The sequence below is a fragment of the Streptomyces longispororuber genome (assembly GCF_014656095.1).
Taxonomy (GTDB): Bacteria; Actinomycetota; Actinomycetes; order Streptomycetales; family Streptomycetaceae; genus Streptomyces; species Streptomyces longispororuber.
This window is the reverse complement of sequence record NZ_BNBT01000003.1, coordinates 135,890-147,683: the sequence shown is the minus strand read 5'-3', so window position 1 is coordinate 147,683 and position 11,794 is coordinate 135,890. Positions and strand designations below refer to the sequence as shown.

General features: G+C 75.1%; 11 protein-coding genes. 5 read left to right on the top strand and 6 right to left on the bottom strand.

All coding sequences use genetic code 11. The features are described 5' to 3' along the window. Together panC and IE330_RS01990 are read right to left on the bottom strand one after the other, a co-directional pair. A partial coding sequence (gene panC, locus IE330_RS01995) for a pantoate--beta-alanine ligase (RefSeq protein WP_190134031.1) occupies window positions 1-750 on the bottom strand: 750 nt, incomplete at its 3' end. Further along, window positions 747-1,658 carry a Rossmann-like and DUF2520 domain-containing protein gene (locus IE330_RS01990; protein ID WP_190134051.1) on the bottom strand — a complete coding sequence of 304 codons (912 nt, stop codon included), beginning with the start codon at window positions 1,656-1,658 and terminating at the stop codon, window positions 747-749. The genes IE330_RS01990 and panC, both read right to left, overlap by 4 nt. 219 nt (window positions 1,659-1,877) lie before the next feature. On the opposite strand from IE330_RS01990, the gene IE330_RS01985 reads away from it, so the two are divergent. Further along, window positions 1,878-3,194, top strand: a complete 1,317-nt coding sequence (locus IE330_RS01985; protein ID WP_190134030.1) for a threonine aldolase family protein — start codon at window positions 1,878-1,880, stop codon at window positions 3,192-3,194. Here the strand turns inward: IE330_RS01985 and IE330_RS01980 are convergent. Further along, entirely contained in the window at window positions 3,154-3,390 is a 237-nt protein-coding gene (locus tag IE330_RS01980) for a hypothetical protein (RefSeq protein ID WP_190134029.1), read from the bottom strand. The two genes, IE330_RS01985 and IE330_RS01980, sit on opposite strands and share 41 nt — an antisense overlap. A 368-nt stretch (window positions 3,391-3,758) precedes the next feature. Here IE330_RS01980 and IE330_RS01975 point away from each other — a divergent pair, with 368 nt between their 5' ends. Next, a complete protein-coding gene (locus IE330_RS01975; RefSeq protein WP_190134028.1) occupies window positions 3,759-4,868 on the top strand; it encodes a DUF5937 family protein in 1,110 nt (369 codons plus the stop codon). Between the two features lie 118 nt (window positions 4,869-4,986). Here the strand turns inward: IE330_RS01975 and IE330_RS01970 are convergent, their stop codons facing one another. Both IE330_RS01970 and IE330_RS01965 read right to left on the bottom strand, forming a co-directional pair. After that, a complete protein-coding gene (locus tag IE330_RS01970) occupies window positions 4,987-5,667 on the bottom strand; it encodes a response regulator transcription factor (protein WP_190134027.1) in 681 nt (226 codons plus the stop codon). 138 nt (window positions 5,668-5,805) lie between these two features. After that, a complete protein-coding gene (locus IE330_RS01965; protein WP_190134026.1) occupies window positions 5,806-7,008 on the bottom strand; it encodes a sensor histidine kinase in 1,203 nt (400 codons plus the stop codon). A 106-nt stretch (window positions 7,009-7,114) separates the two neighbouring features. Here IE330_RS01965 and IE330_RS01960 point away from each other — a divergent pair, with 106 nt between their 5' ends. After that, entirely contained in the window at window positions 7,115-8,296 is a 1,182-nt protein-coding gene (locus IE330_RS01960) for an SAM-dependent methyltransferase (protein WP_373314541.1), read from the top strand. Here the strand turns inward: IE330_RS01960 and IE330_RS01955 are convergent. Continuing rightward, window positions 8,261-9,403 carry an NADH-quinone oxidoreductase subunit D gene (locus IE330_RS01955; RefSeq protein WP_190134050.1) on the bottom strand — a complete coding sequence of 381 codons (1,143 nt, stop codon included), beginning with the start codon at window positions 9,401-9,403 and terminating at the stop codon, window positions 8,261-8,263. The two genes, IE330_RS01960 and IE330_RS01955, sit on opposite strands and share 36 nt — an antisense overlap. 126 nt (window positions 9,404-9,529) lie before the next feature. On the opposite strand from IE330_RS01955, the gene IE330_RS01950 reads away from it, so the two are divergent. Continuing rightward, window positions 9,530-10,033, top strand: coding sequence for a PH domain-containing protein (locus tag IE330_RS01950; RefSeq protein WP_190134025.1), 504 nt, complete (start codon window positions 9,530-9,532; stop codon window positions 10,031-10,033). Window positions 10,034-10,248: 215 nt separating this feature from the next. Beyond that, window positions 10,249-11,604 carry a PH domain-containing protein gene (locus tag IE330_RS01945; RefSeq protein ID WP_373314540.1) on the top strand — a complete coding sequence of 452 codons (1,356 nt, stop codon included), beginning with the start codon at window positions 10,249-10,251 and terminating at the stop codon, window positions 11,602-11,604. The last annotated feature ends 190 nt before the right edge of the window (window positions 11,605-11,794 follow it).

Genomic DNA, 11,794 nt, shown 5'->3' with positions numbered 1-11,794 from the left:
GGCGGCCGCGCGGGACTCGCCCAGCGCGTTCAGCGCGTCCGCGCGCTCGGGGGTGGCGGGGGCGAGGGCCGCCCGCGCGCGCAGGGCCTCCTGGGCGGCGTGCCGGTCGCGGCCCGCGAACAGGGCGCGGGAGAGCGCGAGCGCGGTGTGGCGCTCGGCGGGTGACAGGTAGCGGTTGCGGCTGGAGCGGGCCAGGCCGTCGTCCTCGCGGACCGTCGGGACGGCGACGACGTCCACGGGGAAGTTCAGATCACGCACCATGCGGCGGATCAGGGCGAGCTGCTGGGCGTCCTTCTGGCCGAACAGCGCCACGTCCGGGGCGGTGAGGTGCAGCAGCTTGGCGACGACGGTGAGCATGCCGTCGAAGTGCCCGGGCCGGGTGGCGCCTTCCAGGACCGTGCCCATGGGGCCGGCGCTGAGGCGGACCTGGGGCTCGCCGCCGGGGTAGACCTCGTCCACGGAGGGCGCGAACACGATGTCGGCGCCCGCCTGCTCGGAGGTCTTGACGTCCGCCTCCAGGGTGCGCGGATAGCGGTCCAGGTCCTCGCCAGCGCCGAACTGCAGGGGGTTCACGAACACCGTGACGACGACCTCGCCGTCCGGGCCCGCTTCCCGGCGCGCCTCCCGGATCAGCGTCGCGTGGCCCTCGTGCAGGGCCCCCATGGTCATGACGACGGCCCGCCGGCCCGTACGCGCGCGGGCGCGCAGCTCGTCGGCGGTGTGCAGCAACTGGATCGGCGCGCCGCTCATCGGTCTCCTCCGTCCGCTGTGCCGTCACGGAATCCGTCGGTGCCGCCCGCCGGGGCCCCGGGGCCCGCGAGCACGCCCAGCAGGTCCTCGGCGAGCTCCGGCTTGAGCAGGCCGTGCGCGAGGGCGCGGTCGGCGGTGGCGCGGGCCATGGCCAGGTAGCCGGCGACGGTGCCCGGCGCGTGCTTGCGCAGCTCGGCGACGTGCGCGGCGACCGTGCCCGCGTCCCCGCGCGCGACGGGGCCGGTCAGGGCGGCGTCGCCGGAGCGCAGGGCGTTGTCGAGGGCCGCGCCGAGGAGCGGTCCGAGCATGCGGTCGGGGGCCGCCACGCCCGCGTCCCGCAGCAGCTCCATGGACTCGGCGACCAGGGTCACCAGGTGGTTGGCGCCCAGGGCGAGCGCCGCGTGGTAGAGCGGCCGGGCGTCCTCGGCGATCCACTCGGGCTCGCCGCCCATCTCGATGACCAGGGCCTCGGCGGCGAGCCGCAGCTCGTCGGGCGCGGTCACGCCGAAGGAGCACCCGGCCAGGCGCTGGACGTCCACCGGGGTGCCGGTGAACGTCATCGCGGGGTGCAGCGCGAGCGGCAGCGCGCCGGCGCGCAGCGCGGGGTCCAGGACCTTGGTGCCGTACCGCCCGGAGGTGTGCACCAGGAGCTGGCCCGGGCGCACCGCCCCGGTCTCGGCGAGCCCCTCGACCAGGCCCGGCAGCGCGTCGTCGGGGACGGTCAGGAGCACCAGCTCGGCGCGCTCCATGACCTGGGCGGGCGAGACGAGGGGCACGTCGGGCAGCAGTGCGGCGGCGCGCCGGACGGAGCTGTCGGACACGCCGGACGCGGCCACCGGGCGGTGCCCGGCGAGCTGGAGCGATGCGGCCAGGGCGGGGCCGACGCGGCCCGCGCCGACGACGCCCACGGTGAGCCGCGCGGGGCGGTCGGCGGGGTCCGAGCCCGTGTCCGATCGGGCGGAGTGCTGCTCCGGCCGGTGTGGTCCGTTCACGCGATGACGCCTTCCGTTCCAGTCCGCTCGGGGTACCGGACGATTTCTCGTCATGCTAACGCGATCGGTTGGCGCGGCGCCGTCGGCTGTCCACAGGCTGTGGGCATTCGTACGACCGCGCGGGATGATCTGTGGATGACCGCACACGACGCGCGGCACGACGCGCCTCCTCCGTCCGCGTCCCCTCCGCACGAGCCCGCCGCGGATGGGCTGGCCCCGGGTGCGCTGGCCCCGGGTGTGCCCGGCCCGGTTGCGCCCGGTCCGGTTGCGCCCGGCCCGCACGAGAGCACCGAGAGCACCGAGGCCTCCGCCGTGACGGCGGAGGAGGAGCCCGACGAGCACGCCCGGCGCGTGGCGGCCGCGCGGGGTGCCCGGCGGCTGCTGTCCCGCCCGCCGGCGACCGTGCCGCTCAGCGAGCGCCTGACCGCCCTCACCGAGGGCGCGGCGGACGTCGCCGACCTGGACCAGGGCACCGACATGTACGGCGACGGCGTCGTCGCCGACCTGGAGGACGAGGTCGCGCGACTGCTCGGCAAGGAGGCCGCCGCGTTCTTCCCGACGGGCACGATGGCGCAGCAGGTGGCCCTGCGCTGCTGGGCGGGGCGCACCGGCAACCCGGTCGTCGCGCTGCACCCGCGCTCCCACCCCGAGGTCCACGAACGCGGCGCCCTGGGTGCGGTGTCCGGGCTGCGCACGGCGCATCCCACGGACGCGCCGCGCCCGCCCACCGCCGAGGAAGTACGCGACTTCGAGGAGCCGTTCGGCACCCTGATGCTCGAACTGCCCCTCCGGGAGCCCGGTTTCCTGCTGCCCACGTGGGACGAGCTCCAGGACGTGGTGGCCGCCGCGCGCGAACGGGACGCCGTCGTCCACTTCGACGGGGCCCGCCTGTGGGAGTGCGTACCGCACTTCGGCCGCCCGCTGGACGAGATCGCGGGGCTCGCGGACAGCGTGTACGTGTCGTTCTACAAGTCCCTGGAGGGCCTGGCGGGCGCCGCGCTCGCCGGCCCCCGGACGCTGGTCGACGAGGCCCGGGCCTGGCGGCACCGCTACGGGGGGCTCGGTTTCCAGCAGTTCCCGACCGCCTTGTCGGCGATGCTCGGCGTGCGGCGGGTGCTGCCGCGCCTGCCGGAGTACGTGGCCCACGCGCGCGTAGTCGCCGACGCCCTGTCCGAGGGGCTCGCGACGTCCCCGGTGCCGTGGTCGCGCGTGCACCCCGCACCGCCGCACACCCACCAGTTCCAGGTGTGGCTGCCGTACCCGCCCGACGTCCTGAACGAGGCCGCGCTCGCGCAGGCCGAGCAGACGGGGACGCTGCTGTTCTGGCGCTGGTTCCCGGACGGCCCGCCCGGCCTGTCCGTCACGGAGGTCACCGTGAACGGACCGGGCCTGACGTGGACGGCCGACGACGTCAGGGAAGCGGTCGCGGACTTCGTACGCCGGCTCCCCTGAGAGCGCTCACGAGGCGGGCGAGCCCGGCCCGCACGCGCCCGTGCGCGGGCCGTTCGCGGATGACGGCCTGGAAGCGGCCGTAGTCGCGCACCTCGCGCACCGCCTGCCAGTCGTGGACACCGGGCGCGGGCGGCGCCGCCTGGCCGAGCTGAGCGGCGCGGTAGCTGTCGAGCAGGAACTGCTGGGTGACACTCATGACATACGACCTTTCATGACAAAGGGTACTAAAAGGGCAAGGGGAGGGCGACGGAGCCCGCTCCTCGTCCGCGGCCGCGGCCCGAAGGGCGCGGGCGGGTGCTGAGGGTGATGAAGTGACGAGGGTGCTCAGAGCAATGGGGGTGCTGAGGGTGCTCAGGGATGTCGACGGGGATGGACGAACGGGGGACGGGGCGGGCCCGTCCGTGCGGGGCGGCGCCGTCGCCGCCCCGACATCGCCGGGGCGGCGCCGTCGCGGCCCCCGCGGTGACTCCACCCTGCCCAAGGCCGGGCGGCCAGGTCCCGTCGATTGACGCCAGTCGTCAATCGACGGCGGCGATGTCAGTGGCGCGGTGCACCATGGGGATCATGAGCGTGAGCATCGACATCACCGGCCTGGCGCCGGAGCGGATCCACGTGGTGCCCTCGCCCCTCGCCGAGCTCGGCATGGCGCTGCACGCGCTGTCCGAGACCGGTCACCACCCGGGGCTGCAGGGCTGGGCGACGGCCGTCACCGCGCGCCTCGACCAGGGCCTCGCGGACCGCCTGTGCGAGGCGGACTTCCTGTGGCGCACGACGTTCTCGGACGTGTTCGCGCCCTTCGCGGGCCTGCCCGGCAAGAGCGCCCTGCCCGGTGCCACGCTCGCCGAGGAGCTCGACCAGCTCGACAAGCTGTCGGACGAGCAGTTCGTGGACGCCGCCCTGGAGTTCACCTGCCAGCTCGCCTACGACCAGAACCGCGTGACGGACCCGCTGCGCGACCCGGACATGCGCCGCCACGCCCTGGACCTGGCCGCCGCCCGGGGCGAGCACCAAGTGGCATTCACCGAGCGGCTCCTGGACGACCCGCCCACCGTGCGGGCCTGGTTCCGGCAGTTGATGCAGGACTGCGACGAGGCGTTCTTCGCGGACACCTGGGCCCGGGTGAGCCACCAGCTCGCCGCGGACGCCCGGCACAAGACGGAGCTGCTGCGCCGCAAGGGCCTCGGAGAGGCCCTGAAGGCGATGTCCGGGGCGGTGTCCCTGGACGAGGAGGCGCGGCTGATCACCATCGACAAGATGGCCGTGGGCCGCACGAGGACCGGCGACGGCGGCCTCATCCTGGTGCCGACCAGCCTCGGCTGGCCGCACGTGATGGTCCTGCACCGCTACGGCTGGCAGTCCTCGATCACCTACCCCATCACGTCCCCCGGCCTGACCGGGCCCGCCTCCGTGGAGCAGCTCACCCGCCGCATGGCCGCGCTCTCGCACCCGGTGCGGATGCGCCTCTGCCGCCACCTGGCGCGCGGGGCGTACACCACGGGTGAGCTGGCCGACGCCCACGGCATGACCGCCCCGGAGATATCCCGGCACCTGAGCGTCCTGAAGAAGGCCGAGCTGATCACCACGCGCCGCCGCGGCCGGTACGTGCAGCACCAGCTCGACCTGGGGGTGGTGTCCCGGCTCGGCAGCGAGTTCATCGAAGGGGTGCTGCGCTAGCGGACGCTGCCCCGGAGCAGTTCCCCCGAGGCGCCCGGGGGCGCTTTCCCTGGCCCCAGGAGACTCCCCTGCGCCCGGGGCGCCCCCCCTGGGCCCGGGGCCCCGGGCCCAGGAGCGCTCAGCCCGCGCCGCCGCCACCGCCCGCCCGCACCAGCCCCGTCTCGTAGGCGAGCACCACCACCTGCACCCGGTCCCGCAGGCCCAGCTTGGTCAGGATGCGGCCGACGTGCGTCTTCACGGTCGCCTCCGACAGCACGAGCCGCGCCGCGATCTCGCCGTTCGACAGCCCTTGGGCGACCAGCACCATGACCTCGCGCTCGCGCTCGGTGAGCCGCTCCAGCTCCTTGAGCTGCGGCTGCCCGGACCCGCCGGGCAGCATCGGCGCGAACCGGTCGAGCAGGCGCCGCGTCGTGGACGGCGCCACCACCGCGTCGCCGCTGTGCACGGACCTGATCGCGGCCAGCAGCTCGCCGGGCGGCACGTCCTTGAGCATGAACCCGGAGGCGCCCGCCTTCAGGCCCGAGAAGGCGTACTCGTCGAGGTCGAAGGTCGTCAGTATCAGCACCTTCGGCGGGTTCGGCGCCGAGCAGATGCGCCGGGTCGCCTCCACCCCGTCCAGCTTCGGCATGCGCACGTCCATCAACACCACGTCGACCGGTGTGGAGCGCAGCACCTGGAGGGCCTCGACGCCGTCGCCCGCCTCGGCGACGACCTCCATGTCCGGCTGGGCGGCGAGGACCATCCGGAATCCGGTGCGCAGCAGCACCTGGTCGTCGACGAGCATCACGCGGATGGACATCACACGGTCCCTTCGGGGGTGGATCGGCGGCGGAACGTCGGCGGGAGCGGGCCGCGGCCGCGCCCCACGGGCGGAGTCAACCACGGCACCGCGGTCCGGGCGTACCGGTCACCGGTGCCCGCGTACCGGTGACAGGTGTCAGTGTGCGGGTTTGAGCGGCAGCAGCGCGCTGATGCGGAACCCTCCGCCCGGCCGTGGTCCGGCGTCCAGCGTGCCACCGACCATGCCCACGCGCTCGCGCATGCCGATCAGACCGTGTCCGCTGCCGTCGGCGCCGCCGTCCTCGTACAGCTCGTGCGGGGCGCCCTTGCCGTCGTCCTCGACGAGCAGCCCGAGGCCGTCGTCGAAGTAGACGAGCCGGACGCTCGCCCCGGCGTTCTCGCCGCCGTGCTTGCGGGTGTTGGTGAGGGCCTCCTGCACGATGCGGTACGCGGTCAGCTCCACGCCGCTGGGCAGCGGGCGCGGCGTGCCCTCCACCTTGAAGTCCACCGGAAGCCCGGCGCCGCGCACCTGCTCGATGAGCTCGTCGAGCTGCTCCACGTCCGGCTGCGGGACGTACTCCCCGCTCTCCTCGGGCTCGCCCGTGCGCAGCACGCCCAGCAGCCTGCGCATCTCGGCGAGCGCCTGCCGGCCGGTGCCCGAGATCGTCGCGAGGGCCTGCTTGGCCTGCTCGGGCGCCGCGTCGAGGACGTAGGCGGCGCCGTCGGCCTGGACGACCATCACGGACACGTTGTGCGCGACGACGTCGTGCAGCTCCCGTGCGATCCGGGCCCGCTCGGCCGCCACCGCGACCTTGGCCTGCGCCTCGCGCTCCTTCTCCAGGCGGGCGGCGCGCTCCTCGAGCTGCGCCAGGTAGGCGCGGCGGGTGCGGATGGAGTCGCCGAGCACCCAGGCGAGCGCGAACGGCACGACGGTGAAGGCGGTGACGAAGACGTGGCCCCAGGTGCTCGCCTGCGGCTCCGGCCAGCGCAACTGCGCCAGCGGCGCGGCCGCGAGGCCCCCGGCGAGGGCGAACCGCGAGGCCCACTTGGCGCCGTCGGCTGCGGCCGTGTAGATGATCACGAGCATGGCGAAGTTCGCCGGGACCGGCTCCACGTCACCGGCCAACTGCGCGAGGCCGATCACCGCGGCCAGGACGAGCATCCGCTCCGTCGTCCTGCGGCGCAGCGCCACGACGAGGGACAGGCCCAGCATGACCGGGATCACCAGGAGCGGCGGCTCGTCGCGTTGGGTGTCGGCCATGGCCACCACGCTCAGCCCGGAGATCCCGAACAGGACGAGCGCCCAGAAGGCGTCGACCCCCGTCGGGTGCCTGCGGAGAAAGTCATAGAGGCGCTGCACGTAACCCAGCGTAGGCAACCCGTGCGGGCCCCCGGGTCAACCCGAGGAGCGATCCGTGGGGCCGTCACGTACTCCCCAAGGTGGAGGCCCGCATAGCCTTCTCGCTGTGACGCACGAGACGCGGGGACCGGCACGGGGCTGGCGGGAGGCCACCGAGGAGGCGCTGTACGGGCCGTACGGCTTCTACCGGCGGCCCGAGGGACCCGCGGGGCACTTCCGTACGTCCGTGCACGCCTCGCCCCTGTACGCGGCCGCCGTGGCCAGGCTCCTGTGCCGGGTGGACGCCGCGCTCGGGCACCCGGGGGAACTGGCGTTCGTGGACGTGGGCGCCGGCCGCGCCGAGCTGACCACCGGCGTCCTTGACCGGCTGCCCGCCGACGTGGCGGCCCGCACGCGCGCGTACGCCGTGGAACGCGCCGCGCGCCCCGAGGATCTCGATCCGCGCGTCACGTGGTGCGCCGAGCCGCCCGCCGGCGTGACGGGCCTGCTGTTCGCCAACGAGTGGCTCGACAACGTCCCCCTGGACGTCGTGGAGGTCGCCGCCGACGGGGCGCCCCGCCGCGTCCTCGTCCACGACGACGGCACCGAGGAGCTCGGCTCCCCCGTGACCGGCCCGGACGCCGACTGGCTGGCACGCTGGTGGCCGCTCGCCGCCGAGCCGGGGCTGCGCGCCGAGATCGGCCGCCCCCGGGACGCGGCCTGGGCGGCGGCGGTGGCGACGCTGCGCCACGGGCTCGCGGTGGCCGTCGACTACGCGCACGCCCGGGGCGCGCGGCCGCCCTACGGGACGCTGACGGGCTTCCGCGAGGGCCGGGAGACGGCGCCCGTACCGGACGGGAGCCGCGACATCACCGCCCACGTGGCGCTCGACGCGTGCGCCCTGCCCGGCGGACGGCTGCTCACCCAGCGGGCCGCCCTCGGCGCCCTGGGCGTGCGCGGGGGCCGTCCGCCGCTGTCCCTGGCCTCCACCGACCCGGCCGCGTACGTCCGCGCCCTGGCGCGCGCGGGCGAGGCCGCCGAGCTGACCGCGCGCGGGGGCCTCGGTGACTTCGGGTGGCTGCTCCAGCCCGTCGGCACCGGCGTGGCGGACCTGCTCGCGGACGCGGGCCTGGCGGAGCTGCTCGCGGACGGGAACCCGCAGGAACCGCTCGCGGACGCGGACCCGCAGGAGCAGCCACTCACGGACACGGGCCCTCAGGAGCAGCCGCTCGCGTACGAAGGCCCGCGGGAGCCACGCGCCGGCCGTGCGGAGCTACTTGTCGATGTCGCCGACCACGAAGAACAGTGACCCCAGGATCGCCACCATGTCGGCGACGAGCTGTCCCGGCAGCAGCTCGGCGAGCGCCTGGATGTTGTTGTACGAGGCCGAGCGGAGCTTGAGGCGGTACGGCGTCTTCTCGCCCTTGGACACCAGGTAGTAGCCGTTGATGCCGAGCGGGTTCTCCGTCCACGCGTACGTGTGCCCCTCGGGGGCCTTGAGGACCTTCGGCAGGCGCTGGTTGACGGGCCCCGGCGGCAGCTCGGCCATCCGGTCCAGGCAGGCGTCCGCGAGGTCGAGCGCGTTGTGCGTCTGCTCCAGGAGGCACTCGAAGCGCGCCAGGCAGTCGCCCTCCTCGCGGGTCACCACCTTCAGGACGTCGGCCAGGTCCCCGTACGCCAGGTACGGCTCGTCGCGGCGCAGGTCGAAGTCCACGCCGGAGGCGCGCGCGATCGGACCGCTCACCCCGTAGGCGTGCACCGCCTCCGCGGAGAGCACGCCGACGCCGCGCGTGCGCCCCCGGAAGATCTCGTTGCCGAGCACCAGGCGGTCGTACACGTCCATGCGGGAGCGCACCGCGGCGACGGCCGCCCGCGCGCGGGTGGTCCAACCCGCGGGCAGGTCCTCCTTGAGGCCGCCGACCCGGTTGAACATGTAGTGCATGCGGCCGCCGGAGATCTCCTCCATGACGTTCTGCAGCTCCTCGCGCTCCCGGAACGCGTGGAACACCGGGGTGATGCCGCCCAGTTCGAGCGGGTACGAGCCGAGGAACATCAGGTGGTTCAGGACGCGATTGAGCTCGGCCAGCAGCGTACGGGTCCACACCGCGCGCTCGGGCACCTCCATGCCGAGCATCCGCTCCACGCCGAGCACCACGCCGAGCTCGTTCGAGAACGCCGACAGCCAGTCGTGGCGGTTGGCCAGCATCACGATCTGCCGGTAGTCGCGCGCCTCGAAGAGCTTCTCCGCGCCCCGGTGCATATAGCCGACGACCGGTTCCGCGTGCTGGATGCGCTCGCCGTCCAGGACCAGGCGCAGGCGCAGCACACCGTGTGTGGACGGGTGCTGCGGGCCGATGTTGAGGACCATGTCGGTGCTCTCGGCCGCGCCGCCGACGCCGACCGTCGTCTCGGTCAGGTCCGTACCCGGCGCCGGCCGCACTGTCTGCGTGTTCCCGGGGTGCTCCGTCGTGGGGCTCATGCGCACAGTCTGACGTACGCACGCGGCCACGCCACTGTCAGATGCCGTACGTACGCTGGAGGCATGGAGACGGGGACGGGGACGGCGGCGGGCGCGCCCGCCGGTGAGCCGGTGTGGACGGGGCTGCCGCGCGGGCTGCTGCGGATGCGCCGGATGCTGCTCGTGGTCTGGCTGGTGCCGCTCGCGGTGGCGGCCGGCGTGCTGCTCGGCCTGTTCGCCGGGCCCGCCTGGGCGGCCTTCGCGGTGCTGCCGCTCGCCCTCGCGGCCTGGGGCTGGCTGCTCCTGGAGCGCAACTGGCGCTCGTGGCGGTACGCCGAGCGCGCCGACGACCTCCTCATCAGCCGGGGCGTGCTGTGGCGCGAGGAGACCGTCGTGCCGTACGGGCGCATGCAGCTCGTCGAGGTGACCTCCGGGCCCGTGGAGCGCCACTTCGGCCTCGCCGGCGTCCAACTGCACACGGCGGCGGCCGCCACCGACGCCCGCATCCCCGGCCTCGACCCGCAGGAGGCCGAGCGCCTCCGCGACCGCCTCACCGAGCTCGGCGAGGCCCGATCGGCGGGGCTGTGAGCGGGGGGTCGGGGGCCGGTGGAGAGCCCGCGGGGACGCCGGAGTCGGGGGCTCCACTTCCTGCGGGCGGGGCGGTGGCCAGTGGGGCCGGTGGGGCCGGAGGGTCTGCGGGCGGCGTCGTGGCTGGTGGGGCCAAAGGTGCTGCGGGCGGTGCCGTGGCCGGTGGGGCCAAGGGTGCTGCGGGCGGTGCCGTGGCCGGTGGGGCCGCGGGTGCTGTGAGCGAGGCGCCCGGTGAGGCGGTGGGCGGTGTGCGGGCCTGGGTCGCGGGGACGGCCCCCGGCCCCGGGGAGCGGCGGCTGCACCCCGTGACGCCGCTGCGGCGGGCCTGGGCGCCGGTCGCCGTGCTCGTCGGTTGGGCCTTCCACGACCCGAACGGCACCCAGCGCCGCCTGGCCGACATGACCGCCACCTCGCTGGCCCTCGTCGCCACGGCCGTCGTCGTCGGCGGCGCCCTGTACGGCTTCCTGAGCTGGTGGTTCACGCACTACGCCGTCACCGACACCGAGCTGCGCATCCGTACGGGCCTGCTGTTCCGGCGCACCGCGCACATCCGCCTCGACCGGCTCCAGGCCGTCGACATGACCCAGCCGCTCGCCGCCCGCGTCGTGGGCGTCACCAAGCTGAAGCTGGACGTCGTCGGCACGGACAAGAAGGACGAGCTGGCCTACCTGGGCGAGCGCGACGCGGGCGCGCTGCGGGCCGAGCTCCTCGCACGGGCCGCCGGCTTCGCCCCCGAGACGGCCCGCGAGGTCGGTGAGGCGCCCTCGCGGCAGCTCCTGCACGTACCGCCGCGCATGCTCGCCGTGTCCGTGCTGCTCACCGGAGCGCCCTGGGCGCTCCTGCTCGCCGCCCTCGTCGTACCGACCGCCCTGTGGTTCGCGACCCACAACCCCTGGACCGTCCTCGTGACCGCGCTGCCCATGCTCGGCGGTGCCTTCGCCAGCAGCGTCGGCCGCTTCGTCGGCGAGTACGACTGGACGGTCGGCGAGTCCCCGGACGGGCTGCGCCTGGACCACGGGCTGCTCGACAAGGCGCACGAGACCGTCCCGCCGGGGCGCGTGCAGACCGTACGGCTCGTCGAGCCGCTGCTGTGGCGGCGGTTCGGCTGGGTGCGCGTCGAGCTCGACGTGGCCGGTTCGGCGAACGGCGTGCTCGTGCCGGTCGCCCCGCGCGCCCTCGCCGAGGCGGTGATCACGCAGATCCTGCCCGGGGTACGGGTGCCCGGCGCGGACGAGCTGTCCCGACCGCCCGCGCGCGCGGCGTGGTGCGTCCCGGTGTGGTGGAAGGGGCACGGGCTGGCCGTCACGGACGCGGTGTTCGCCGCGCGGCACGGGCTGTTCCGGCGGCGGCTCTCGCTGGTGCCGCACGCGAAGGTGCAGAGCGTACGGCTGGTGCAGGGGCCCTGGGAGCGGTTCAAGGGGGTCGCCGACGTGAAGGTGGACACCGGGGCCAGCAAGACGGTGACGGCGCGGTTGCGGCCTGCGGCCGAGGCGCGGGAGCTGTTGCGGGGGCAGGCGGAGCGGTCGCGGACGGGGCGGAGGGCTGCGCGGCCCGAGCGGTGGATGGCCTGAGGCCTGGCGGGGCCGTCCTGCCCACCCGCCCACCCGTGCCTGCCCGGCCTTGCCGGCCGGGGTCGACGCGGAGCGCTGCGGCTGCGCCTTCGGCTGCCCGTCACTGCATCTCCCACCCACCCACCCATGACCACCCGGCCTTGCCGGACGCGGGTCGGCGCAGAGCGCCGCGGGTGCGCCTTCGGCTGCC